A 24,930-nucleotide genomic window follows, 5' to 3' on the forward strand; every position below is an offset into this window, starting at 1 on the left:
CCGATTACTCCGATAACTGGCCCCACGTCGCCGTAACTCAAGATGGCGAGCCGGGCGAGCCGAACCCTACCCCTCGAACGGGTGTTCGACGGACTCCATCAGCTCCTCGACGTTCGCGGCTTCGGCAGTGAGCAGTTTCGGGTAGGTCCCGAGTAACACGAGCAGGTCGCCCTCGTGTTCGAACGACGTGATCTTGATCTCGATATCGATCGTCTCGCCCTCGAGGTCGCTCTGGCCGACGAACAGGTCGACCTCGCGGCCGTCGCCGAGGATATCGAGGCCGAACGAATCCTCGCGCTGGATGTCCGAGATATCCCCGTGATCGCTGGGAACCTCGCTCAGAAACCGCTCGAGGAGTTCCCCGTTCGACATGTCGTCGAGCGGGTTGAGCGATCGGCCGGCGACCTTCATGCCGGGGATCGAGACGCCCGCGAAGGCGGCACCCTCGCGCGTCTCGCCCAGATAGTCGACCTCCTTCGTGTAGACCGAGCGCCAGACGCCGGCCCGGACGTCGCGTTCGATGCCGCCCGGGAGATCGACCGTTCGCTCGATCGCGTCGTTATTGACGCCGCTTTCCTCGTAACCGGCCTCCTCGAGCGCTCCCTCGGTCGGAGCGACGCGGTCGGAGTCAAACTCGAGGGGCCCGTTACCGAGAACGACATCGAGACAGCCTGCCGTCAGTGCGAGGGTTCCGGTCGCGCCCGCGGCGAGCACCGATCGGCGAGTGAGAGTCATTGAAAGAGAGATTCGCTACGAGCGGCATATCCCTTGTGGCTACTTCAGGACCGCTGACAGGACCGTTTACGGGTCGAGAGGGTTGGAGTTCGGGACCGTTCGGGCGACGAACCCGGGCCGACGAACTCATGAAGAGTTATCGGGGTTGACCACCCCCATATAGCCATGACCGACTTCGCAGCGCGAGTCGAGCAGGTGTCAATCAGCGGGATTCGCGAGGTCTTCGAGGCCGCCGGCGACGACGCGATCAACCTCGGCCTCGGCCAACCGGACTTCCCGACGCCCGCCCACGCCCGTCGCGGGGCGATCGAAGCGATCGAGGCCGGGCGGGCCGACGCCTACACCTCGAACAAGGGCACCCCACAGCTTCGAGAGGCGATTTCGGCGAAGTACGACCGGGACTACGACCTCGAGATCGACCCCGAAGACGTGATCGCTACCTCCGGCGGCAGCGAGGCGCTGCACCTCGCGCTCGAGGCCCACGTCGATCCCGGCGAAGAAGTGATTTTCCCGGATCCCGGCTTCGTCTCCTACGACGCGCTGACGCACATCGCGAGCGGCACGCCGAAGCCCGTTGGGTTGCGAGATGATTTAACCCTCGATCCCGCGACGGTCGAGGACGCCATCACGCCGGAGACGGCGGCGTTCGTCGTCAACAGCCCCGCGAACCCGACGGGAGCCGTCCAGAGCGAGGCCGACATGCGCGAGTTCGCCCGCATCGCGGACGAGCACGACGTGCTCTGTATCTCCGACGAGGTCTACGAGCACATCGTCTTCGAAGGCGACCACCATTCGCCCCTCGAGTTCGCCGAGTCGGACAACGTCCTCGCCATCAGCGCCTGCTCGAAGACCTACTCGATGACCGGCTGGCGGCTGGGCTGGGTCGTTGCATCAAACCGGCGCATCGAGCGCATGCTTCGCGTCCACCAGTACGGACAGGCCTGCGCCTCCGCGCCCGCACAGTACGCCGCCGAGGCAGCCCTGACAGGGCCCCAGGATCGGGTCCAGGAGATGGTCGACACCTTCGAGCAGCGGCGGGACCTCGTGCTGGACGGGCTCACCGACGCCGGCCTCGAGGTGCCGACCCCCGAAGGTGCCTTCTACGCGATGCCGAAGGTCCCCGACGGCTGGTGTGAGGAAGTGCTCGAGCGCGGTGTCGTCGTCGTCCCCGGGGACGCCTTCGGCGCGAACGGCGAGGGCTACGCGCGGCTCTCGTACGCCACTGGAACGGAGGAACTGAAAGAAGCGCTCGAGATTATGGACGACGCGACTCGAGCCGTTCGATAGGATTCGCTCTAGCTGAGGAGACGATCTGTCTTCTCACTTCGGACTGGAAAACCGGCGTGCGGTGGCGCGCGCTGTCGGCCGAGCGAGCGTCGCGAGGCGCGAACACAGTGAGTGGCTCAGAAAGCGAGCGGTGACCGCAGGGAACCGTGAGCACAGCGAGAGCGGGCGACGATATTGTGCGAGGTCTTCACGTGAGTAGCGAGTGAAGGCTTGGAAAACGCGAGCGTCTTCCAGTGGATGAGGACCGCAGCGACCAGCGGGAGCGAGGACCGCAATCGGCTGGGGAGGGCGAGGCAACTCCGTGCCGCCGCGATGAGCAGGACGCTACGTGTTATTCTCGTTTTTCCTCCGTCGATCGATCAGTTCCATAACTATCAGTAGATAGTAGTACAATTTCTTTATTCAGAGCCGTGCTTGAAACTGAGTCAGGATTCGGCAACTACGCATGCAAATCGTGCAGTTAGTTCAACCACTATTGGCTGAAACCAATATCATACGAGTAGTCATGTGAGAGCCCCGGTGAAATGAACGCTATCGGTCGGGACAACTCGGATTTCTTTCGGCGGTGGCGGCACGGTTCTGAATCACTGAATCGCCGTCAAATCTCATCGAGTCATTCGAGAGAGTCAATGCGCGGTACGTCTGCACCGGTTGGTTTGAATTGCACAGAGTCGCCGACCTGTACGCTGTTGAACACCGGTCGGTCAGTCCGGTAGGCCAGCGATTCACCCGCCGGTATGCTCTGCTTTTTGTTTGCTGTCTCGTGGTGGACGTGAAGGTTGTAGTAGACCGTCTCGTAGTCGTTCTCAAACCGGCGGGCAAGAGCATCATCAACTGTTACATTCTGCCAGTCTGAGAAGGCGTCGCGGTACTCCACGTCGTCCACATTCAGTGTCCCCTCGTGTGCTAAGACCGTATGACTCTCGTCACCGCCACGACCTGTAATTGACTTGGCTTCAACCGTTCCCCCCACCGGTGATGACGTTGCGAAGGCGGTATCGATGCTGACTGCGACAACTCCGATACTACCAACTGCACCAAGCGACTTGATGAGCGTGCGTCGGTTCACATCAGGACGTTGTTTGGAAATTCAGATAAGTGTCCCGCAGACACAAACAACTGTTTTAGCCAACGATCCACAAACCGAGCGTATCGTTCACTTTTCACCTGTACGTATCGCGAGTTTTACTAACCACTCTAAATAAAGAATGTGTATTACCAACTACTGATATGGGACGGTATTCTTGAAGGCGGTCGGGTGGAAAAATGCCTCCTGCTATCGTGGCAACAGGGAATCGCCACGCCCTCCCCAGCCGATTTCTACTCACGGGCCGAAGGCCCGTCTGCTCACGGCGGCTCCGCCGCCGTTCGCATGGTATGCGAGACCTCTGGTCTCGCACTATTCGTATGGTTCGCGGGACCTCTGGTCCCGCGCTAACGCTCGTTCACGCTGTTCACTTGCTCATCCCTCGCACAATGTCGTCGGTCACCCTCACCTTCGTTCGGCCGACCGACAGCGCGCGCCACCGCACGTCGGCTGATCAGTCCGAACGATACAGAGACCATCGACGCTGAGCGTTCCTGTTTTCGCAGTAGCCACGTGTCCGATCCGAAACGGTGGAGAAAAGTCCGGGAGTTTTCAATGCTGTGCTGACGCGAATTCGTCGACGATCGTCTCGCAGAACGCCTCGAGGTCGTTGTTCACCGTCTGCGCCTCCCCCGTCTCGCTGCCGAGGACATCGACGGTGGCTCCGGCGTCGGTGACCGTCTCCTTCGGTTCGATGAACTCGACCGCTTCGGTGCCTTCCGGTGCGAGGAAGATTCCGACGGTCGTCTCCTCGAGCGGCTAGCTGTCGAATTCGCTCATACCGAGAACGAGGTCGCTCGTGCGGTCAAGTGGCTGTCTTGCTGGTGCAAAACGGCCGGGCAGCGCTCTGATCGGCGCGGCCCGCTCGAGTACCAGAGAGACTGCTCCGAGAACGCCGTCTCCCCTGCCGTCACGTGTACCATTTTACGGCCCCGCTCCGTGGTCTCGAACGATATGCGCGCTGTACGCCTCCACGAACACGGCGATGCGGACGTACTACAGGTAGACGAGACCGATCGACCGGAGCCGGCCGCGGACGAACTCTTGATCGAGGTGGCCGCCGCGGGCGTCAACCCCGTCGATACCTACTTCCGGGACGGCTCGTACACGCCGGTCGACGTGCCGTTTACGCCCGGCGTCGATTTCTCGGGCGTCGTCGCCGAGGTGGGTGAGTCAGCCGACGGCTTCGAAGAGGGCGACCGCGTCTACGGTACCGGAATCGGGGGTGCCGCCGCACAGGGAGCCTACGCGGAGTTCGCGACGGTCCCCACCGATCGCGTCGTGCACCTCCCCGAGGGCGCGGATCTGACCGAGGCCGGTGGCGCAGGCGTCGCCGCTGTCACCGCCTGGCGCGCGCTGATCGATCACGCCGACCTCGAGCCCGCCGAACACTGTTTAATCCACGGCGGATCGGGTGGCGTCGGTCATGCGGCCGTCCAAATCGCTGCCGCCGTGAGCGCGCGGGTGATCACCACCGCCGCGGAGGAGTACCACGACGCGCTCGCCGACTACGGAGCCGAGACGGTGCTGGACTACGGCCGCGACGATCTGGCCGACGCCGTGCTCGAGGCCTCCGAGGGCGGCGTCGACGCCGTGCTCGATCACCGCCTCGACGACTACCTGCAGTTCGACGCGGACGTGGCCGCACAGGGTGCTCGAGTCGTCGGCATCGGCGAGAACAGTCCCGATCCGGGCTTTACGAACGACGGCGCGGCCCGATCGAAGGACGTCTCCTACCAGTTTATGAGCATGTTCAACACGCCGGACCTGCGCGTGCCGCTGCGAGGCGTCGCTCACCTCATGAACAGCGAGGCCCTCTCGATCGACGTGGCGCGGACGTACAACCTCGAGGAGGCCGCCGACGCCCAGCGAGCAGTCATGTCGGATAGCTTCCTCGGGAAACTCGTCATCGAGCCGTAGCGTCAATCGAACACCGAGCCGCGATCCAGCCGTGTGCCGAGCAGGACCGCCCGGCAGTCGACCAGCAGGATCCGACTCCTATCTCAATCCCTGTGGAGCGCCGTCAACGGCTTCTTGTCGGGAGAGCAGCGCCCGTCCGCGATCGCGGAGCGCAACCGTTTCCGTCGCGGTATCGTAGTCGATGGCCTCCGTGGCCGCCAATTTTGGGATATGTGTGTGGTGAAGCGAGATCCGAACGGCCCGTTGCTCTCTCGCCGAGACGGTACCGTGATCCGAAATCGCGTTGGGATCGGAGCCGGTCTCCTGTGCGGCGATCTCCACCGCGAGCTCCGTTAGCGTCGCGGAACCGTCGTTCGCCTCGAGATACTGTAAAACTGCGCGTCGGCGTCGATTCGTCAACAGATCCATCACCGTATCTACGGCGTCCGCACGCGAATCGCCGAACGCAGTGAGACTCTCGGGCGAATTTAGTAGTGGTATCATAGCCCCAATAGGAGATAGACGGTATATATGCAGCGTGTGAGTCCGATCGAAACACTACCCCCGTATTCGAGGAAGTGTCTAGACGAGGTCGGCGACCGCTTCCATCGTCGTCCGCTTGTCGTCCTCGGACATTCCGTTGACGAACCCGAGCCGAACGGCATCGACGCCGTCGATCTCGCTGTATGCCTCGACCCACTCGCGGACTTCCTCGGGTGTACCCGCGGGAGCCAACTCGTCGAGTACGTCTTCGGGTAGCGCCTGAGCCATCGCGTCGGTATCTCTCTCCTCCCAGGCGGCCCGAATCTCCTCGACGACGTCGGAATAGCCCTGTTCGGCGACCGAGTTCCCGTAGTAGGGGCCATACGCCCCGAGCAGGAAGGCGACGGTGCTGCGGGCCTTCTCACGTGCGGCCTCGCGATCTGCCATCGCGATTCCGCGGACGATCGGAGCCACCCGCAGGTCCGAGAGCCCCTTGCCCCCTAACTCGGCACCGCGTTCCAGATCTTCGAGGCGCTCGCGAAGCCCGTCTTTCGTGAATAGCTGGGGGGCCCATCCGTCGCCGAAGCGACCGGCCATCTCGGTGGCCTTGGGGCCGAGGGTCCCCACGTCGATCGGCGGCGGGTTCTCGTGGGGGCCGCGCTCGTATCCCAATCCGGGAATGTCGAATATTTCGCCGTCGTAGGCGGGGTTGCCCTCCTCGTAGACGTTTCGCATCACGTCGATCACTTCGCGGGTTCGGCGCAGCGGTCGGTCAAACTCCTGACCGTGCCAGCGCTCGGTGATCGCGGGCGAACTCGGGCCGATTCCGAATCGGAACCGGCCGTCCGCCACGTCCTGCATCGTGAGCGCCGTCTGGGCGAGCATCGACGGCGTTCGCCCGTACGGCGAGATCACGTCGTTGGAGATGCCGAGTTCCTCGGTCCGCTCGGCTGCCAGCGTCAGCGGCGGCACGATGTTCCAGCCGGTCGTCTCGCCGACCGTGATCCGGTCGAAGCCCAATTCCTCGGCCTGAACGGCCCGCTCGGCGACGCCCTGGGGCCGATCGTAGTCGCCGAGTCGAACTAGCAAGTCCAGTTCAGCGTTCATAGTGCTCCCCTCCGCGTCTGCCGTCGGATCGCTCGTCGTACTGCCATCACCACACACCGCGTCACCCATTCACATAAATTTGTAGCGTTTCCATCCAGTCTCCCGGGACGAACGGTCGCCGCTGTCACCGATCGAGGGTCTCGGCACACAGCTACCGGGCTGCCTCGAGGTCTTGCTGGCTCGCGCGCCTCGTCGCGGACTGGGTTGTCGTCTTCCGCGAGGTGGTGTCGGACGCGTTTGACCCGTTCGACTTCCGCTCCCTTCGAAACGGTGGGAAACGTTGATACCGATAGTGACTAACGTGGGCGTATGACACATAACTGTTCGTTCCTCGAGGCGCTCGACCTCGCGGACGATCAGCTCTCGTTTGCGGACGGACGACGCGAATCGCACGCTACGGACTTCGGGACGGAGCAAAACGACGGTGGCGGCGTTCTCCCGGACGCCGTCGTCTGGCCCGAGTGCACGGACGACGTCTCGGCCGTGCTCGCCGCTGCGACCGACCGCGGCGTCCCCGTGACCCCCTACGCCGCTGGGACGGGACTCGAGGGCAACGCCGTCCCGGCTCACGGCGGCATCAGCCTCGATCTCACGCGGATGGACGCAGTCGCCGACTACCGGCCCGACGACTTCCAGATCGACGTCGGGCCGGGGATCATCGGCTCCGATGTCGGCGAGTACATCTCCGGTGATGGCCTGTTCTTCCCACCGTTACCCTCCTCCGGCGACATCTCGACGGTCGGCGGAATGATCGCGACCGACGCCAGCGGCATGCAGACCGTCCGGTACGGCGAGGTTGCCGATTGGGTACTCGGCCTCGAGGCCGTTCTCGCCGACGGCACGGTCGTCCGGACGGGCTCGCGAGCCAGCAAGACCTCGAGCGGCTACAACCTGACCGACCTCATCGTCGGCAGCGAGGGGACGCTGGCCGTCGTCACCGAGGCGACCCTCGAGCTCGCGGGCCGCCCCGAACAGATCCGCGGCGGCCGAGCGATCTTCGAGACGCTCGACGACGCGACCGAAGCAGTGTTCGACGCGGTCCGGACAGACGTCGGCGTCGCCCGAATCGAACTCGTCGACGGACTGAGCGCGACGATGGCCAACGAATATCTCGGGAGCGATCTCCCCGACGCGCCGATGGTCTTCCTCGAGTTTCACGCCAATCACGGCGTCGAAGAAGAGATCGACCTCTGCCGGACGATCTTCGAAGACCACGGCGTCGCCCGTTTCGAGATGAGCGACGACGATGACGAGATGGACGCCCTCTGGCGGGCACGTAGGGAACTGGCCTACGCCGTCAGGAGTTACGATCCCGTCCTCGAGCCGCTTCACCCCGGCGACGTGACGGTACCGATCAGTTCCTATCCGACGGTGGTCCGGGAGGCGAAACGGCTGGCCGACGAGTACGACCTCCTGGTTCCCTGTTTCGGTCACGCGGGCGACGGCAACCTCCACTACAGCGTTCTCGTCGACCCCGACAGCCCCGAGCAGGTCGAACGCGGCGAGGAGTGTTACCGAGAGATCGTGGAGCTCGCGATCGAACTGGGCGGAACGGCCACGGGAGAACACGGTATCGGACAGGGCAAACGGGAATACCTCGAGCCCGAACACGGGGGCGGCGCGGTCGAGGCCATGCGGACGATCAAGCGAGCGCTCGATCCGACCGACACGCTCAATCCGGGAAAGATATTCCCCGAAACGGCCGCCGGCGAACGGATCAACGGTCGGGATCGATAGCGCAACCGCCTCGCTCGGTGGTGACCTCGCAGTCGACCGGAATCACGACATCCGGTCGTCGGCGTCACCGTTGCTGTCGGCCGGAAGGACGATATGACTGGTCTGTCTTTTCTCTCGAACGGTATTGGATTCAATTATGACTCCGATGGACCACCGGCGGCCCGCGCTTGACCGCCGCCGATTTCTCACGTGTGCGTGTGCCGCAGTCGCCGGGACGGCCGTCGCATCGGGAACCGGCTCGGCGACCGTCGGTGACGGCGATCTGACGATCGAAGTCGTCCGCCACGACTCCGTCGAGCCGACCGACGACGCGCTCGAGTCCGTCCTCGAGGGCGTCGAACTGTTCGCCGAGACGTGGACGGACGCGACCCCGGGGACGGCCGAGGTGACGACGGACGAACCCTCGGTCGCGACGTTCGGAGTGTCGCCGTCCCACGGTGAAACGCTCGACGCGATCGAAACCGACGACGTACTCAGAGCCGATCGGACGCCGGAAACGGTGACGCTGTTCGTCGTCGAAGACGGAACGACGACCGCGGGTGCAATGCGTTCGTACGCGGGACACGACGGGAGCGAATACGCAGCGCCCGGAGCGTACGGCTACGTCAATACCGAACTCGTCGATCTGCTCGGCTGGCGGTTCGGGACGCCGCGGGAACTCGTTCGGAACTTCGCGGCCCACGAGTGCGGGCACGCTGTCATCGGCTGGGCCGACTTTCCGTACTATCCGGCCGACGAGCCCGACCGCTCGCCGGTGGTTCGCGCACACAGCTGTGGCGCTCAGGACCATCCCGCAGCCAGCGGCTGGTTCGTCCGACACGGGATCACGCCGATGGCCACGGGCTACTCGGCGATGGAAAGTCGGAACACGCCGCGAAATCACCGGTTTGCGACCGAAGCCGATGCGATCGACGTTTACGCGGATCCCGCCGACGAGGCCTGGTCGTACTTCAACATGGACTACATCGCCGCGTTCTCGGAAACGTCTCGAGCGGCAATGGGCGAACACCACCGGCAGTTCTTTTCGTGACGCCCGTGGACTCCCCCGTTTCTCGGCCGAGGCGGTCTCGAGACACAGTTTTTATTGCTGTACATCGAATCTGTCGGAGGTAGTTACGTTCGGTCGAGCGAGAAGCGCGTCTCGCTTCCGCCAGATTGGTATTTAGAATGAGAGGAAGGATTCACGTTGATGTCCGATCCAGTTTGAGTCTCCTCGGCACGGTGCTGAAGTATCTCTCGCTTTCCCTGCTGGTTCCGACGGCCGTCGCACTGTTCTACCGGGAGAGTCCGCTTCCGTTTCTCGTCGCGCTCGTCGTCGCCGTCGCCGTCGGGACGGGTCTCGAGCGCCTCGAGCCCGATCCGGACCTCGAGCACCGTGAAGCGTTCTTGCTCGTCGCACTGACGTGGTTAGTGCTTCCGCTCGTCGGGATGATCCCGTATCTCGTCGCCGGGACGGGGACGATCGCACATCCCGTCAACGCGCTGTTCGAAAGCATGAGCGGGTTCACGACGACCGGCGCGACGGTCATGGGCGAGATTTCCGTCGAGACCCACTCGCGGTCGATCATGCTGTGGCGACAGCTCACCCAGTGGCTCGGCGGGATGGGAATCATCGTGCTCATGGTCGCGATCCTCTCTGAGCTTTCCGTCGGTGGCACACAGCTCATTCGAGAGGAATCACCGGGGCTACAGGTCGAGAAGCTAACGCCGCGAATCAGGCAAACGGCGCGGGCGCTCTGGCTGATCTACGCCTGGTTCACGCTCGCAGCGGTGGCCGTCTACTACGGGCTCCATCTCGCCGGGCTAGCTCCGAACATGACGTTTTACAACGCCGTCTCCCACGCGCTCACGTCGCTGCCGACCGGCGGGTTCTCGCCGGAGGGGCGCAGCGTCGAGGCGTTCGAACCGATCGTCCAGTGGGCGGTCATGGTCTTCATGATCGTCGCCGGGGCGAACTTCGCGCTCTACTGGTACGCCTGGCGCGGCCACCCCGAACGTCTGACGAGCAACGCCGAGTTCCGATCGTATATTCTGTCGATGGGTGTCATCGGCGGTCTCCTCTCCCTGCTCCTCTTCCTCGGGGTTGGCCTCGAGACGGTGCCGGAGAGCGTCGCCGCGATTCCGGGGAGTCTCGAGCGCTCGCTGCGCCACGGCCTCTTCCAGACGCTCGCGATCGTGACGACCACCGGCTACGCCAGCATGGACTTCAACACGTGGAGCGAGTCGACGCAGGTGATTCTCCTGTTCGCGATGTTCCTCGGTGGCTCGGCGGGCTCTGCGGCCGGTTCGATCAAGATCATCCGCTGGTACGTCGTCGGAAAGTCGATTCAGAGAGAGTTGTTCACGACCGTCCATCCGCAGGCAATCCGGCCGGTTCGGATGGGTGACACGGGCGACGTTATCGACGAGGAAGCGATCCACGGCATTTTCGTCTTCGTTCTTCTCTTCCTGACGCTGTTCGTCGTCTCGACCGTCCTGCTCCTTCTCGATGCGCACCGAACACCCGACCTCTCGCTGTCGGGACTCGAGGCGATCAGCGCGACGATCGCGACGCTCGGGAATGTCGGCCCGGGCGTCGGCGTCGTCGGGCCGATGAACAGCTACGAACCCTTCTCGAACGCTGCGAAGCTGTACATGACCTTCCTGATGTGGATCGGCCGACTCGAGATCCTCTCCGTGCTGGTAATCCTGACGCCGGCGTACTGGCGCTCCTGACGACCCTCGTCCCCTGCCGGCGACCCAACCGTTAAGACGCGGGTGGTGTCACCGTCCCTCATGGTAGACGATACCATCTCCGAGGCGATCGAGGCGGCGGCGACGACCTACGGACTCACCCTCTCCGAGGCCGAGCGAGAGGGCTACACGGCCGAAGCGGAGGCGACCGCCGCCCTGCTCGGAGACCTCGAGCCGACGACGACCCAGTCCGATCCCGCGGCGAACGTCGGGGAAGACGACGACGAGTACAACGCCTTCCTGTATCGGTGCGAGCTGTCCGGCGCCGAGTCGGGCCCGCTCGCGGGGACCGAAATCGCGGTCAAGGACAACATCGCCGTCGCGGGCGTCCCGATGACCTGTGGCTCGGACGCGCTCGCCTTCGAGCCCGAGTACCACGCGGCTGTCACCGAGCGGTTGCTCGACGCGGGCGCGGACCTCGTCGGGACGACGAACATGGACGAGTTCGCCTACTTCACCACGAGCGAGACCTGCGCGCACGGGCCCGTCGAGAACCCGAGTGCCGAGGGCGTGCCGGGGGGCTCCTCGAGCGGGAGCGGGGCGGCCGTCGCCGCCGGGCTGGTCGACGCGGCGCTGGGCACCGACACCGGCGGCTCGGTTCGCATCCCCGCCTCCTTCTGCGGCGTGGTCGGGTTCAAACCGACGTTCCGGACCGTGCCGCGGTTCGGCTTCGCGGACCTGGCGACCTCGCTCGACCATATCGGCCCGCTCGCGCCCGACGTGGAGACTGCGGCCACCGTCCTCGAGGCGATCAACGGTCCCGACCGCCGCGATCCGTCGACGGTCGGGACGCGCGAACCGACCCCGACCGACGGGCTGGATCGAGACATCGACGGGCTGACGGTCGGCCTCGTGACCGAGGCACAGGACGGCGCCGACGACGATGTCGCTGCGGCCGTCGAGCGAGCGGCCGACCGACTGGCGGCGGCGGGCGCGACCGTCGAACCGGCGTCGCTCCCCGGCTTCGAGACCCAGTCGCTGGTTAACGCCGCCGTCACCGCCACGGAGTTCACGACGCTAGTCGCGCAGGCGGGGCAAGACTACGGCGTCGGAACCGGCTACAGCGAGCCCTGGCGTGAGGCGGTGGCGTCGATGGACGCGGACGAACTGGGCGAGAACGTGCGCGCTCGACTCGTCCTCGGGCGGGCGCTAACCGCGGTCGACGACGGTGAGGGGTACGTGGCTGCGCAGAACGTTCGCCGGGAGTTCGAGGGCGTCATCGACGACCGACTCACGGACTGCGACGCGCTGTTGTTGCCGACGACGCCGATGAGCGCGCCCGATTACGGCGAGATCAGCGAGGACGCGGACCTCCTGCGAACGATCGCCAACACCGGCCCGTTCAACCTCACCGGGCATCCGGCGCTCTCGGTTCCGGTCGCGACGGAGAGAGGGGACGGTGATCCGGTCGGCTGTCAGCTCGTGACCGACTGGTACGACGAGGCGACGGCCGTCGCGCTCGGTCGGGCGCTCGAGGCCGCTGAGTGAGGGGTCCCGCGGTCGCCGACAGCGTCGTCCCGGGCACCGGTTCTCCGGTGCCATCTGGACCGTCAGTCCTGAACCAGCACGTCCAAGACGTCCGGCCCCTCGCGTTCGAGCGCGTCCTCGAGTGCGCCCTCGATCCCGTCCGGCGTCTCGATACGTTCGGCGCGCGCGCCGTGACTCTCGGCGTTCTTGACGAGATCGACCGCCGGCTCGAAGTCCATCCCGACGAACTCGTAGTCGTCTTCTTCTCCACCCATGAGGTGGAGCGTATTGTCCTTCAGGATCCGGTAGTTGCGGTTGTCCGAGATGACGACCGTCAGGTCCAGATCGTACCGGGCGGCGCTGTATATCGAGTGCGGGTAGTACTGGTAGGAGCCGTCGCCGATGAAGCCGACCACGTCGCGGGGCTCCTCGAGTTGTTCTTCGGCGACGGCCGCGCCGACCGCGGCCGGCAGCCCGTAGCCGAGGCCGCCGCCCTTGTTCGACATGTACTGTTCGGGGCCGAGGTCCCACCGGGTCAGCATGGCGTACTTCGAGGTGACACCCTCGTCGACGATGGCCGCGTCGCCGGCCACGCGCTCCATCGCGTCGACCAGTTCGGCCTTCGACGACCGCGGATCGTCCCCGTCGGCCTCGCCGTAGCCGGCCATCTGGGACTCGACGGTCTCCTTGACCTCCGCGACTTCCGCGAGCCGGTCGGCCACGACGTCATCGGAGAGTTTCCCGCGAACGCGCTCGGTGAGATCCTGCATACCGAGCCCCGGGTCGCCGATCACTGCCGCGTCGGCGGGTTGATTCTTGCCGACCTGCCAGGCGTCGTCGCTCAGGTGGATGCAGGTCGTGTCGGGATCGACCAGCGCCTCCTCGTGGCGGGTCAGCGTCGTGTTCGTCGAACAGCCGGCGAACAAGATCGTATCGGTGTCCATCAACATCGCGGCCAGACTCTCGCTGGTCGGCAGGTAGGAGACCCACTGCTCGTGGTCGGTGGGGAAGTCCACTTCGCAGGAGAGGATCTCCCCGTGGACGCGGGCACCCGTCGCCTCCGCGAGTTCGACCGCCGCGGCAACGGCGTCGGCACCGGAGCGGGCGACGTGGTCCCCGACGACCATCACCGGATCGTCTGCGTCGACCAGCAGGTCGGCAGCGCGCTCGAGTTGTGCCGGATCGCCGCTGCCCGCGTTCGGAATCGGACCAAGTCGTTCGGGCTCGGCGTCGGTTTCCTCGAGCATCACGTCGAGGGGCAGTCCGAGGAAGACAGGGCCGGTCGGGGGCGTCATCGCGACCCGGAACGCCCGGCGGAGCATCGTCGGCAGTGCCGAGACGTCCAGTACCTCGTCGGACCACTTGCAGAACTGGTCGGCCATGTCGACCAGATCGCCCGAGAGAATCGGCTCCTCGTGGCGGAAGTCCGTGCTGTGATTCCCCGCCGTCACGACCAACGGCGCGCCGGCGATCTTGGCCGCGTAGAGGTTCCCCAGTCCGTGGGCCAATCCCGGCGCGATGTGGAGATTCGCCACGCCGACCGGGGTGATCGAGTCGTCGTGGTGGGCGTGATATCGCCTGCGCTGAGCGTAGCCACCGGCCATTCCCACTGCGATGTCCTCGTGGAGCCCGAGTCGGTACTCGAGGTCGCTCCGGCCGATCGCGTCCATGATCGGCAGTTCGGTCGTTCCCGGATTGCCGAAGACGTAGTCGACGCCGTACGACTCGAGGGCGTCGGTGAAGAGATCCGCACCCGTATAGCTATCTGCCATGCTCCCTCGTGGCACGTCATCTCACATCAAATTGTGTGTTCCGGCGGGCCGGTTCCAGCTCGTGCGGCCCCGGCCCGGGTATTATACTTCAGTTCGTTGTCGCCCGCATATGGCCCTCGCCAGGGACACCGCCGGAGTCGACACGACCGCTCGAGCGCTCTGGTCGCAGGTTCATCCCGTCTTCATGACGCCGCCGCTCGCGGCCTCGCTGTTCGGCGCGATCCTCGCTGGAACCGTCGACCCGCTGACCGCGGCGGTTCACGTCGTCGCGATGTTCGCCGCGGTCTACACGGCACACGTAAAAGACGGCTACGTCGATTTCCACGTCCGCGGCGAGGACGACGACCATCCGTTGACCGAACGCGGCTGTCGGATCGCACTCGGACTGTCGACGGCGGTGTTCGCGCTGTGTTGTGTGGTCCTGGGACTTCTCGTCGGTCCGGTCGCGGTCGTACTGGTCGTTCCGACGTGGCTGATCGCCTACCACCACGCGCCGCAACTCGACATGAACCCGGTGACGGCGACGACTGGCTACCCCCTGGGTATCGCCCTGTCCATGCTCGGGGGGTTCTACGTGCAAGCAGGGACGATCGGGGTTGTTCCGCTCGGTTTCGCCGTCGTCTTCCTCACGCTCCTCTCCGGGATCAAGGTGATCGACGACACGCAGGACTACGCGTACGATCGCTCGATCGAGAAACGGACCGTCGCGGTCGTCGTCGGCCCCGACCGTGCGTACAGCGTCGCTTACGGACTGATGACTGTCGCACTACTGGTCGTGGTCGCTTTCGCCATCGCTCGTCTCTTCCCCCTTACGTCCCTCCTCGCGGTTCTCGCGTTCGTCGCGGTCGCCGGGGTCGCGCGACGGGCGGATCCCGAACTCGCGACGATGCTCCTCATCCGCGGCTCGTACGTCTTCCTCGCCGTCCTCGTGGCCGCGGTTCGGTTCGATCCGCTCGGCCGCCTGGTGTGAGCGCCCTCGGTCCGACTTTCGGGTACTCGAGGCGGCCTACACCGATCGCCGGTAGCCACATCTCGGACAGTACATCGTGCCGTCTTTGATGAGCGTGTGACTCTCATCGCAGTGCCCACATACACAGCCGACGGAGACGCCGACTTCCCGGGCAAGCCCGGCCAGCGTGTTCTGCAGGTGCTGCTGGCGCTGCTCCGTCGCCTTGAGGCGATCGGCGAGGACGGCCAACTGTGCCGTCGTTCGTTCGCGACGGGGGTCGGAAACGCGGGTTGAACGAGGCGTCATAGTCGGTGTAGGTCGCCAGTGAGCAAATACTCATCTCTACCCGACAGCCGTCGTGAGACTCCTGTTGGCAGGCTATCGGCCCTCAGTTACGATTCCCGCTCACGATCTCAGGTAGCGCGACTGAACTCACACGTTGTCGGACAGTGAAGCGCCGCTACGGGCGCAACAGCAGTCGCTCACAAGTATTAGAGAGACGGGGTAGGTCAGTCAACGGTGGCCGCACGTGGAAACCACGCGGGCTGAAAGGTGCTGCCTGACCGTGCCGCCTACCACCTTCTCTTTGCTATCGCTACAAAAGGCCTCCGGAATCCGGGTCGACGAGAACCGTAATCAGTTGGTGCTCACGATCTTGATTACCATTTCTGAGTACACACAGTGTACACAACATATAGGCTGTAGTGAATCGGCAGACGTAGCTTGATTTCACTGTTTCAGAGATCGCTTGATGTTGTGAACCGCACACATCAAGACGAGTTCACGAAATTCACCGTACCAAGTTCGCGGACGCACGGCGTTGCCGAGCGTGCGCTTGACCGTCGAAAAGACGGTCTCACACATCGCTCGTTGGCGGTATCGAGGCCCAGCGATCCGCGCATTGTGCGCGTGATCGATGGGCCGGAACTCACGGTGTTTGATCAGTGGTCTCACACCGTCTTCGCGGAGTGTTTCGCGTAAATAACAGTGCAGCGACACCACCGCATACTCGGCGAAGTCGCCGCTCACCAACAGCATTTTTAGCTAACTGAACGACTTAGCTCGTGAATCAGGAGATCTTCGACATAGAGCATCGACGGTTTCCCGCTTCATACTCCTAGTTCTAACGGTCGAAACCGATGCCGTCCAGCGGTTCACCAGAGCCCCTTGTTCTGAAGGTAGCGCTCGAACATCTCGTCGAGAGTGTTTTCAGAACGGGCAGAGCTGTCATCGATCATCGGGTCTCACATAGGGTCTGCGTCAGCGAAATTCGTCGGCTGAGATCATCTCGAGATACTCGACGCTGACGTACCGGTACTCGAGCCGGTCGCTGAAGCCGTGCTGTGGCAGGAGCGTTTCGGCCGCCCGCCCCGCAGGTTTGTCGGTTGTCAAGAGAATAACGTGGTCGGCCTGATCGGTCTCGAGTAATTGAGCAGCAAGCCCGACAAGCGCTGTATCTGCTTTCTCAGTGATATCCACGTTCCGATCGGTCTCGTTGGCAATGAAGCGGCGAGCGTCGTCCATTATCGTCGAAACGAGCGAATTGGTATAGTCCAACTCGTCGGCGACGACGATCCATCCTTCCTCGAACCCATCGGGATAGGGAATGTTCCCCGAGGGATACTCGTCTGCAGCTGGGTCGCCCCCGAGTTCTTCGTAGACGTGTTGGGGGATGCGTAGGGAGACACCGGCCTGTCGAACTGCCCGGCGAAGCCGTTGAAACTTGTCATTGTCCGGACCACCACACCGCACGAAGACGCCGGTATCGGCGACGTATGCAGTCGTCATGCAGCCGCGTCGGCGTACTCGGTAGCGACTGGTTCGAGCGCTTGAAGAATAATCTCGGCCTCAAGCGGCGAGATTTCGAGTTCGCGGGCTGCGATGCGATGGTTGACCGTTCCATCGACATACTCGTAGGTGTACTCCAGCGCGACCGCTAGGCCGTCAAGCCCGTGGCGTTCGATGTAGACATCGATGTCCTCGTCCTCGTCGCGGCGGGCAACCGCTGCGATAAGTGCCGGCGTGATCGTTTGGGTCTCTCCGTCCGTCGAGAGCGTGAGTGAAATCGACTCGGCGTCATATTCGTATGGGCGTTGGTCACGGGTTTTCTCCACTAAGCCAGCTGTTTCGAGGTTCTGAACGTAGTCGTAGGCGGTCCCCTGTGGGATGTCATGCACATCGACGATCTCGGAAACTGTGGCCGGGCCGTGTTGTAAGATATGGGCGTACATCCGAGCAAGTGCCGGCGTCTCGAGGAGGTCTACGACCGTTTGAAGCTGCTGAATAGGTGGCCGACCTGACCTAGGGGGTGATTGCGCCATCTCGATTACGAATTATGGATAATTCACAATAAGGGTTCCGGCGATGGAGCAGAACTTACAACCGATAAACTTCATTTTGATCTGCTTCGATCTTCGCGATCACTGCAGATGCGAACTGAGTAGTAGCGTTTCGTTCATCTGCAATGGAGGAGAGAGTTACTGTCGAAGATAATTCCATAGATACAGCCCAATAACAGCGAATATGACTGTAGTAAGCCACACTGCCTCAAGTTCCGAAGCAAACGATTCGATGAGATGGACGGTGAATAGATACCCAAATGCCCCTCCAAGAGCACTCGCAAGAATGACTATCGAAACTGCATTATTTACGTCGATTTTCTCTTCGCACTGGTTAGCACTCATACCCTTATGTTAGATTTAATTGATAAATACCTTACCTAATACGGCTCGCTTTGAGACGGAGACTGCAAACTCTTTGTTCTGTACTGGTCGCAACACCTGCCTAAAACACAGTATTCAGTTTATTATAGTGTTGTCAGTTAGTGCTCACGATCTTGATCACGTCGCCCTCCTCGAGTTCGTACTCCTCGCTGATCTCGCGATTCGACTTCGCGTTCACCGCGTGTAGGTAGCCGTCGCCGATGTCGGAGTGGACGGTGTAGGCGAGGTCAACGGGCGTCGATCCCTCAGGTAACAGGAAGGCGTCCGGCAGGACGTTGCCGCTCCCGTCGGACCACTTCGAAGCGTCCTCGACCGGGTAGGCGGTGAGGTGGTCGAGCAGATCGTAGACCGCGTAATCGAGCGCCGCCTGAACGCCGGTGCCGCCCCACTCGGCCATGGTGTCCGCGATCCCCTCGAGTGCCTCGCGCTGGGCGTCGTTGACGTCATCACCGATCGCGATCGTTTCGTCGCCGGGATCGTACTCGATCAGCCCGTTTTCTGCGGCCCGGCGGAGCGCGAGTTCGCCCTCCGCTGTCGTGGGAATCACCGGTTTGTCCAACTCGAGCAGGCGTTCGACGTTCTCCTCGGGCGCGATGTCGATCTTGTTCGCCGCGACGACGATCGGTTTGGTCCGCTGGCGGACGTCACGTGCGAGCGCCTCGCGGTGCTCGTCCTCCCACTGAATCGGGTCGTCGGGATACTCGAGGTCGCGGAGGACGATGGCGATCTGCTTTGGCGACGCGCCGAAGCCAGAGAGCATGTCCGCCAGCACGTCGTCGATATCGAAGTCAGGCGAGCGGGACTTGCGCTCGACGGACTCCCAGTTGTTCTCGACGATGCCAGCCAGCCAGAGATCCATCTCCTCCTCGATGAAGTCAATGTCCTCGAGCGGGTCGTGGTCGCCGATGTCGACGGGTTCGCCCTTCTCGTTGGTCCCGCCGGAGGCGTCGACGACGTTGATGATCACGTCCGCGTTCGTGAGCTCGTCGAGGAACTGGTTTCCTAGCCCCTTTCCCTCGTGAGCGCCCGGGACGAGCCCCGCCACGTCCAGGAGTTCGATCGGGACGTAGCGCTTGCCGTCCTTGCAGTTATCGGCGGTACAGCGCTCGTCGCGCTCGAGGCAGGGACACTCGGTCCGGACGTAGCTCACCCCGCGGTTGGCGTCGATCGTGGTGAACGGATAGTTGGCGACGTCGACCTCTGCCATCGTCGCCGCGGTATAGAACGTAGACTTGCCGGCGTTTGGCTTTCCGGCAAGCGCGATCGAAAGCATGACTCAGCGTAGCAGGGTCCGGGAAAACTACCTTTCGATTCCGTTACTACGCACGGGTGGGACCGATTCGGCCGTCTCCGCTTCGGGCACCGCGGTGATCGGCGTTCGCTGCGGGGGGCTGGATTTTTGGATCCCAGTTCCGGAATCCCGCGTCGCCACCCGAACAGCGGGCGGCCCCGGCTATCTGGTTCCCGGTTCGAACGCCTCGAGGAGGACCGACGCCTCGCGAACCCCCTCTTCGAAGACGGCATGGTCGGATTCCGAGACGAGATCCGTGTGGGGGTCCCAGTCGATCGCTCGAATCGCCGCCAGTTTCGGGAGGGTAGTGTGTCGGAGCCCGGCTGCAATGGCGTCAGCGGAGTCGTCCGTGTGCGAAGCGACCGCGCGAGCGAGGTCGTCGGCCGACCGGGTCTCGCCGTTCCACTCGTGGTAGAGCACGGCAAGTGCGACTCGAGCGCGCTCGTTCTGGAGTACGTCGAGGACCGTCTCCGCCGTCGACGGAACGGCTGCGACGGTGTCGATGCCCGGATCCCGCGCTGGCAGCGGCGGTGCGTCGGGCTCTTCGGACTTCGGGTCCCCGGCCGAATCGATAAGATGTGTCGGGTCGCCGGGACCAGCGGCGATGTCAGCGTCCGGGGACACACCAGCGCGTGACGTCGCCTCCGTTGTTGTCGATGCCGAGGCAGTGGTGGCTGCCGACGCAGTGGCGGCTGTCGAAGCATCGGTGGCTGCCGATGCAGTGGTGGCTGCCGACGCACGAGGAGTCGCTGTCTCGTCAGTCGTATCCATCGCGTCCGAAATCCGCTCGTCGGTCGGTGCCGTCGTTTCGGTCGTACCCGCTGTCGATTCTCCAGTCGTTGATTTCGTATCGGCGGCGGCCGCGGTTGGCGACGGCGCCGCCGCTGTGTCTCCGTTGACCGCACAGTTATCCATCGAACTGGACTCGTTTCGTAGCGGTTCCCGAACGACACTGGCGAAGCCGGTCACACCGCCGACTGCCGCGAGGACCGTCACCAGCGATAGCGGATCGCGGATCGCTCCGCCCTCGAGCGTGACGTAGCCGATGAGCCAGACGGCGAGCGCACACGCGACGACGATTCCGATCGAGACCCTGGTCGCGGCTCGCCAGCGAACGTCCGGCGAGATGTCCTGACTGGCCAGCCAATAGCCGCCGGTGGCCAGCCCGGTCGGCACGAGCAGCGAGACGAACAGTTCGAACGCGACGACCGGCTGTGAAACCGGCGTCTCGAGCGTCTGAACGATTCCGGCGACCGCGAGCGCGAGCCCCATTGCGACGATTACGGCGGTCGATTCCCCCCATCCCTCCCACTCGGACTGCGCGGGGGTGGCAAGACGCATACCTCTCGGTTCCAGAGACGGTCATATAAAATGGATTGGTTAGAAAGCGACACGTTTTCCGAATCGAACGTGACTGGGGCTACAGATCGACGGCCATCATCACCTCGTCGACGTAGTGGCCGTTGAGTTTGTAGTGATCCTCGCGGACCGCTTCGGTCTCCCAGTCGTGCATCTCGAGGAACGAGATCGCCTCCTCGTTGGTCGACGGCACGCTCTGGTAGACCCTTTCGTAGCCGTTGGAGCCGGCCCACTCGAGGCCGCGCGAGAGGAGATGCGAGCCGATGCCGTGGTCGCGGTACTCCTCGAGGACGCCGACGGTGAGTTCGGCGGTGTGACTCAGCTTCTCTAACTCCGGTGCGTGAAGGTGGACCCAGCCGACGACATCGCCGTCGACCGTGGCGACGAAAAACATCCGGGACTGGAGTTCGTTGTGTCGGAGCAACGCGTTCTCGTGGTCGATCTCGTCGGCGACGCTTTCCGCCTCGATGTACGTTTTCTCCTCGGCGACCTGCCGGATCGCGCCGACGATCCCCGTCAGGTCCTCCTGGCGCGCCGGCCTGATGTGAAACTCGAGCGCTTCGGAGACGTACTCCTCTTCCGCCCCCGCGTTGATCGTGACTCTGAGCGTGCCGTCTTCCTCCTCGATTCGGCCGTCTCGCTTGAGGATCGCGATGTGGTGGCGGAAGCCACCTGGATCGAGACCCAGCTGGTCTCGAGTTTCTTCGGGATCGACCGCTCCGCGGCGCTCGACGTACTCGTATATCTCTTTGCGATCCGCGTGGCCAAACTCGAGCGTGTTAGTAGTCGTCATGATGATTGTTACCACAAACCGCTACTTAACCTTTGGCCGGCCGATCGGGAGCGACTCGATTCATCACTGGTATCACGTACAGCCGCGAGCGGTCGCGAAACGGTCTGTTTCGGTCCGGCCATATGAGTGCCTTCATATTTGAGTATAATTCATCTAGTAAAAATATATATTTACTGTGCGATAATTGTGTCCAGCCAGGATCCATGAACCACTCACGGCGGCAGTACCTGAAAACGGCGGCGGCATCGGCGATGATCGGCGCGGGATCGATGCGTTCGCTCGTCGGGTCGGCGGTGGCGCAGTCCGGCGCCGCACAGTACGGACTCAACGACGGGTTCGCGGACACCTCGTGGCTCGAGAACGAGAACGTACAGGTAATTCGGGTTACGGAGCCGACCCGGAGCGCGGTCGCGGACGCGTTCCAGATGAGCGGCCCGCGCCTCGTCGTCTTCGAGACCAGCGGGACGATCGATCTCGGAAACAGCAATCTGGCGATCACGGAAGACAAGTGCTGGGTGGCCGGCCAGACGGCACCCTCACCCGGGATCACGTTTATCAAAGGTGCCGTCCAGATCGGGGCTAACGACTGCGTCGTCCAGCACATCCGGTCTCGGATCGGCCCCGGCAATGGCTCGATCCAGGGCAACGACGCGTTCAACACCCAGGACGGCACGCAGAACAACGTCGTCGACCACGTGACGGCCTCGTGGGGTGTCGACGAGTGTCTCTCCGTCGGCTACGATACACAGAATACCACGGTCATCAACTCGCTGATCTACGAGGGGCTGTGGAACCCCTACGGCAACGAGGGCGACCACAACTACGGCACGCTCGTCGGCGACGGCGCGTCGAACGTGACGCTGGCGGGCAACGTCTGGGCGAAGTGTCGCGGCCGCCTCCCGCGGCTCAAGGCCGACACGAGCTCGGTCGTCGTCAACAATCTCACCTACTTCTTCGACGAGTCGGCAAACGCCGATAGCTCCGCCACCACGAGCTTCGTCGGCAACGTCTACACCGGGCTGACTGATACCGGCGACCCGATTCTCGAGGGAACGCCCACGGCCTACCACCGGGACAACGTGACGGCCGATCCGGCGCTCGACGGCCAGTCGTTCGCGGAGGTCCCGAGCACGGGTTCGCCGCCGCTGTGGCCCAGCGGCCTCTCCGAGTTGCCCGCGGGCGATGTCGAACGTCACAACCTCGCGAACGCGGGCGCACGGCCGGCCGACCGGACCGGCAACGACCAGCGGATCATCCAGGAGATCCGCGACCGCGCGGGCAACGATCGACTCGACTCGCCGTACGACTACTGGGTCGGTCACCACGACGAGGTCGGCGGCTATCCGTTCCTTCCGGTGAACACGCACTCGCTCTCGGTGCCCGACAGCGGCCTGCGCGACTGGCTCGCGGAGTGGGCGAGCGCCGTCGAAGGCGGCGGCTCGCCCCCCGGTGACGGCGGTGGCGACGATGGCGAAGACGGCAGCGCGAGCGGTCCGATTTCGACGGGTACCTACGAGATCGTCAGCGTCCACAGCGGCCAGCTACTCGAGGTGGCGAACGCCTCGACGGCCGACGGCGCGAACGTCCAGCAGTGGCCCGCCAACGGCCATCCAACGCAGCAGTGGTCCGTCGAGGATCTGGGCAACGGCGAGTACCACATCCGAAACGAGAATAGCGGCAAGTTCCTCGAGGTGGCGAACGCGGACACGAGCGACGGGGCGAACGTCCAGCAGTACGCCGCGATCGGCTGTGACTGCCAGCGCTGGCGTATCGTCGACGACGGCGGCCAGTACGCACTCGAGGCCGTCCACAGCGGCACGGTCGCCGACGTCGAGGACTGGTCGACCGCGAACGGCGCGAACGTCATGCAGTGGCCCGACACCGGCGGTGCCAACCAGCGCTGGACGTTCCGATCAGTCTGAGACTCCTCGCCCTTAAGGCGGCAACTGGTACAGCCGGAGGGCCTTCCACCGGAAGCTCCTCGACTCGGACGCGTGAGACGCCTCCGCTATGGAGGCACCAGCCATGGTATGCATCTCACGCATCCTATGATCGGCACAAACGTGGTGGTTGCTGGCTGTGCGCTCGCCCTCGCGGTCGCGATCGGTCTGGTGGCCCACGAGTGGGCACACGCGACGGTCCTTCGACTCGCTCGCGTCGAGTACTCCGTCTCCTATTTCCCCGGCCGCCCCGACGGGATCGTCGCGCTGGTAACGACCCGTCCGTGGGCCGCCGTCTATCCTCGGCCGACCGGGAACGAATCGCCCTGGGCGCTGCGCCTCGCTGCACTCGCACCCGCCCTCCTCGCGATTCCGGCTTTCGGACTGGCCGCCGCCGGCTACGTGACGAGCGACACGCCGATCGTCGCCGCCGCGACCATCGGCTGGCTCGCCTGCGCGCTTCCCAGCCCGCAGGACTTTTCGGTCGCGTTCCACGTCCACCGGCTCCTCGAGCGGTCCCGTGAAACGAACGCGATTGCACCGTCCCGCGTCGATTGACGGTCGTCGCTCGACTATCGCGCTCGGAGAACACCGGAGCGGTATCGTCGGAACGTCCCCGCCGAGACGGTATCGGCGGAACGTCCCCGCCGAGGCGTTATCGGCGGAACACACCGGTCGACCACGCGTGTATTCCCGTCACGGTGGCAAACGCGACGAGAACGAGTCCCGCACCGACGAGTCCGGAAACCGGAACGATCCCCGCCGCGATCATCCCGAGAAGCAGCCCACAGAGGGCGATTGTCGCCGCGTACCGTCGCGGCCACAGTTCGGATGACGGGGCCTGATGCGGGGGCTCGAGATAGGGACGCAGCCGTGCCACGAGTGGCGTTGGCTCGACCCAACCGCGGTCTTTGTCGTACGTGACGATTCCGTGATTGTCGAGTTTCGGCAGGTGAGATTGATACAGCGAAATGTAGACCCGCTGGCGCTCGTTGGAACTCAGGTTTTCGATCGCTGTCTCTTGCTCCCAGGCGGCGACCTGTTCAGAGAGGTCTCGCAACCGGACCCGTCCGCCCTCTTCGTGGAGGTACCGGAGCACGTCCCGACGGCGCTTCGTCTGCAGAAGGTGATAAATATCGTCGAGTGAGAGATCAGCTGGACCGTCGACGGCATCGGATGCGTGCGGTGATTTACTGACGGCATCCGTCTGGCTGCGTTCGACCACTCGAATTCACGACTGACAGTATTATCGTTCAACAGATAAAACTATTCACTCGTTGACCTGCAGGATCGGTCGTTCGGCGACGGAAACAGTGTGTGGGTCGTGAGACGACCCGTCACGGATCCGGTACCAGCGCGGTCACACAGCCACGAATGACCGCGCGTCGTAATTGAGCACGGGTGATCTACCTTGAGCACGGGTGATCTACCGGCGTCACAGCGCTTCTCGGTGTTTCGGCCGGTCGGCATCACGCCGACATCCTAGTATCTTACTGTCCAATATTAAAGCTACCTATTGGGACAAATACGCCGATAAGTAACTCAGAATGAAACCATCACGAGAAATA

At 63.6% G+C, this 24,930-nt stretch carries 22 protein-coding genes and 2 pseudogenes; 9 read left to right on the forward strand and 15 right to left on the reverse strand.

What is annotated here, in order from left to right:
• Nucleotides 1-66: 66 nt before the first annotated feature.
• The gene (locus tag ACEWFR_RS00815; protein WP_374059264.1) at nt 67-735 is read right to left on the reverse strand and encodes a DUF6517 family protein; all 669 of its coding nucleotides are present in this window, start codon (nt 733-735) and stop codon (nt 67-69) included.
• A 165-nt stretch (nt 736-900) separates the two neighbouring features.
• Here ACEWFR_RS00815 and ACEWFR_RS00820 point away from each other — a divergent pair, with 165 nt between their 5' ends.
• Nucleotides 901-2,022 (forward strand): pyridoxal phosphate-dependent aminotransferase, encoded by a 1,122-nt coding sequence (locus ACEWFR_RS00820; protein ID WP_374059265.1) that lies wholly within the window; start codon nt 901-903, stop codon nt 2,020-2,022.
• Nucleotides 2,023-2,635: 613 nt separating this feature from the next.
• Here the strand turns inward: ACEWFR_RS00820 and ACEWFR_RS00825 are convergent.
• Nucleotides 2,636-3,091 carry a hypothetical protein gene (locus ACEWFR_RS00825; RefSeq protein ID WP_374059266.1) on the reverse strand — a complete coding sequence of 152 codons (456 nt, stop codon included), beginning with the start codon at nt 3,089-3,091 and terminating at the stop codon, nt 2,636-2,638.
• Between the two features lie 618 nt (nt 3,092-3,709).
• Nucleotides 3,710-3,844: pseudogene (locus ACEWFR_RS00830) on the reverse strand (protease); the annotation flags it as partial.
• A 219-nt stretch (nt 3,845-4,063) separates the two neighbouring features.
• Between ACEWFR_RS00830 and ACEWFR_RS00835 the strand changes: the two are divergent.
• Nucleotides 4,064-5,029 carry an NADPH:quinone reductase gene (locus ACEWFR_RS00835; RefSeq protein ID WP_374059267.1) on the forward strand — a complete coding sequence of 322 codons (966 nt, stop codon included), beginning with the start codon at nt 4,064-4,066 and terminating at the stop codon, nt 5,027-5,029.
• A 78-nt stretch (nt 5,030-5,107) separates the two neighbouring features.
• On the opposite strand, the gene ACEWFR_RS00840 is transcribed toward ACEWFR_RS00835, so the two are convergent.
• Both ACEWFR_RS00840 and ACEWFR_RS00845 read right to left on the reverse strand, forming a co-directional pair.
• Nucleotides 5,108-5,512 carry a hypothetical protein gene (locus ACEWFR_RS00840; RefSeq protein WP_374059268.1) on the reverse strand — a complete coding sequence of 135 codons (405 nt, stop codon included), beginning with the start codon at nt 5,510-5,512 and terminating at the stop codon, nt 5,108-5,110.
• A 78-nt stretch (nt 5,513-5,590) separates the two neighbouring features.
• Nucleotides 5,591-6,598, reverse strand: coding sequence for a TIGR04024 family LLM class F420-dependent oxidoreductase (locus ACEWFR_RS00845; protein WP_374059269.1), 1,008 nt, complete (start codon nt 6,596-6,598; stop codon nt 5,591-5,593).
• Nucleotides 6,599-6,907: 309 nt separating this feature from the next.
• Here ACEWFR_RS00845 and ACEWFR_RS00850 point away from each other — a divergent pair, with 309 nt between their 5' ends.
• From ACEWFR_RS00850 to ACEWFR_RS00865, 4 genes are all read left to right on the forward strand, one after another.
• The gene (locus ACEWFR_RS00850) at nt 6,908-8,335 is read left to right on the forward strand and encodes an FAD-binding oxidoreductase (protein WP_374059270.1); all 1,428 of its coding nucleotides are present in this window, start codon (nt 6,908-6,910) and stop codon (nt 8,333-8,335) included.
• A gap of 136 nt (nt 8,336-8,471) precedes the next feature.
• Nucleotides 8,472-9,365 carry a hypothetical protein gene (locus ACEWFR_RS00855; protein WP_374059271.1) on the forward strand — a complete coding sequence of 298 codons (894 nt, stop codon included), beginning with the start codon at nt 8,472-8,474 and terminating at the stop codon, nt 9,363-9,365.
• 137 nt (nt 9,366-9,502) lie between these two features.
• The gene (locus tag ACEWFR_RS00860) at nt 9,503-11,050 is read left to right on the forward strand and encodes a TrkH family potassium uptake protein (RefSeq protein ID WP_374059272.1); all 1,548 of its coding nucleotides are present in this window, start codon (nt 9,503-9,505) and stop codon (nt 11,048-11,050) included.
• 60 nt (nt 11,051-11,110) lie between these two features.
• Entirely contained in the window at nt 11,111-12,556 is a 1,446-nt protein-coding gene (locus ACEWFR_RS00865; RefSeq protein ID WP_374059273.1) for an amidase, read from the forward strand.
• Nucleotides 12,557-12,618: 62 nt separating this feature from the next.
• On the opposite strand, the gene ACEWFR_RS00870 is transcribed toward ACEWFR_RS00865, so the two are convergent.
• On the reverse strand, nt 12,619-14,307 hold the full coding sequence (locus ACEWFR_RS00870; RefSeq protein ID WP_374059274.1) for a thiamine pyrophosphate-binding protein: 1,689 nt from the start codon (nt 14,305-14,307) through the stop codon (nt 12,619-12,621).
• A gap of 109 nt (nt 14,308-14,416) precedes the next feature.
• Here ACEWFR_RS00870 and ACEWFR_RS00875 point away from each other — a divergent pair, with 109 nt between their 5' ends.
• A complete protein-coding gene (locus ACEWFR_RS00875; RefSeq protein ID WP_374059275.1) occupies nt 14,417-15,277 on the forward strand; it encodes a UbiA family prenyltransferase in 861 nt (286 codons plus the stop codon).
• Nucleotides 15,278-15,313: 36 nt separating this feature from the next.
• Here the strand turns inward: ACEWFR_RS00875 and ACEWFR_RS00880 are convergent, their stop codons facing one another.
• From ACEWFR_RS00880 to ACEWFR_RS00915, 8 genes and pseudogenes are all read right to left on the reverse strand, one after another.
• Nucleotides 15,314-15,562 (reverse strand): hypothetical protein, encoded by a 249-nt coding sequence (locus ACEWFR_RS00880; protein ID WP_374059276.1) that lies wholly within the window; start codon nt 15,560-15,562, stop codon nt 15,314-15,316.
• Nucleotides 15,563-15,985: 423 nt separating this feature from the next.
• Nucleotides 15,986-16,237 (reverse strand): annotated as a pseudogene (locus ACEWFR_RS00885) (transposase); the annotation flags it as partial.
• Between the two features lie 279 nt (nt 16,238-16,516).
• Entirely contained in the window at nt 16,517-17,044 is a 528-nt protein-coding gene (locus ACEWFR_RS00890; protein WP_374059277.1) for a hypothetical protein, read from the reverse strand.
• A complete protein-coding gene (locus ACEWFR_RS00895; protein ID WP_374059278.1) occupies nt 17,041-17,577 on the reverse strand; it encodes a helix-turn-helix domain-containing protein in 537 nt (178 codons plus the stop codon). Before ACEWFR_RS00895 ends, ACEWFR_RS00890 begins: the two co-directional genes overlap by 4 nt.
• 156 nt (nt 17,578-17,733) lie before the next feature.
• Nucleotides 17,734-17,940, reverse strand: a complete 207-nt coding sequence (locus ACEWFR_RS00900) for a hypothetical protein (protein WP_374059279.1) — start codon at nt 17,938-17,940, stop codon at nt 17,734-17,736.
• Between the two features lie 133 nt (nt 17,941-18,073).
• Nucleotides 18,074-19,252 carry a redox-regulated ATPase YchF gene (locus tag ACEWFR_RS00905; protein WP_374059280.1) on the reverse strand — a complete coding sequence of 393 codons (1,179 nt, stop codon included), beginning with the start codon at nt 19,250-19,252 and terminating at the stop codon, nt 18,074-18,076.
• 180 nt (nt 19,253-19,432) lie between these two features.
• Nucleotides 19,433-20,611, reverse strand: coding sequence for a hypothetical protein (locus tag ACEWFR_RS00910; RefSeq protein ID WP_374059281.1), 1,179 nt, complete (start codon nt 20,609-20,611; stop codon nt 19,433-19,435).
• A gap of 79 nt (nt 20,612-20,690) precedes the next feature.
• Nucleotides 20,691-21,422, reverse strand: a complete 732-nt coding sequence (locus ACEWFR_RS00915; RefSeq protein WP_374059282.1) for a GNAT family N-acetyltransferase — start codon at nt 21,420-21,422, stop codon at nt 20,691-20,693.
• A gap of 203 nt (nt 21,423-21,625) precedes the next feature.
• On the opposite strand from ACEWFR_RS00915, the gene ACEWFR_RS00920 reads away from it, so the two are divergent.
• Both ACEWFR_RS00920 and ACEWFR_RS00925 read left to right on the forward strand, forming a co-directional pair.
• Nucleotides 21,626-23,344 (forward strand): RICIN domain-containing protein, encoded by a 1,719-nt coding sequence (locus ACEWFR_RS00920; RefSeq protein WP_374059283.1) that lies wholly within the window; start codon nt 21,626-21,628, stop codon nt 23,342-23,344.
• Between the two features lie 126 nt (nt 23,345-23,470).
• The gene (locus tag ACEWFR_RS00925) at nt 23,471-23,920 is read left to right on the forward strand and encodes a hypothetical protein (RefSeq protein WP_374059606.1); all 450 of its coding nucleotides are present in this window, start codon (nt 23,471-23,473) and stop codon (nt 23,918-23,920) included.
• A 97-nt stretch (nt 23,921-24,017) separates the two neighbouring features.
• On the opposite strand, the gene ACEWFR_RS00930 is transcribed toward ACEWFR_RS00925, so the two are convergent.
• A complete protein-coding gene (locus ACEWFR_RS00930) occupies nt 24,018-24,587 on the reverse strand; it encodes a hypothetical protein (RefSeq protein WP_374059284.1) in 570 nt (189 codons plus the stop codon).
• Between the last annotated feature and the right edge of the window lie 343 nt (nt 24,588-24,930).

It is taken from the genome of Natrinema sp. H-ect4 (assembly GCF_041894845.1).
Taxonomy (GTDB): Archaea; Halobacteriota; Halobacteria; order Halobacteriales; family Natrialbaceae; genus Natrinema.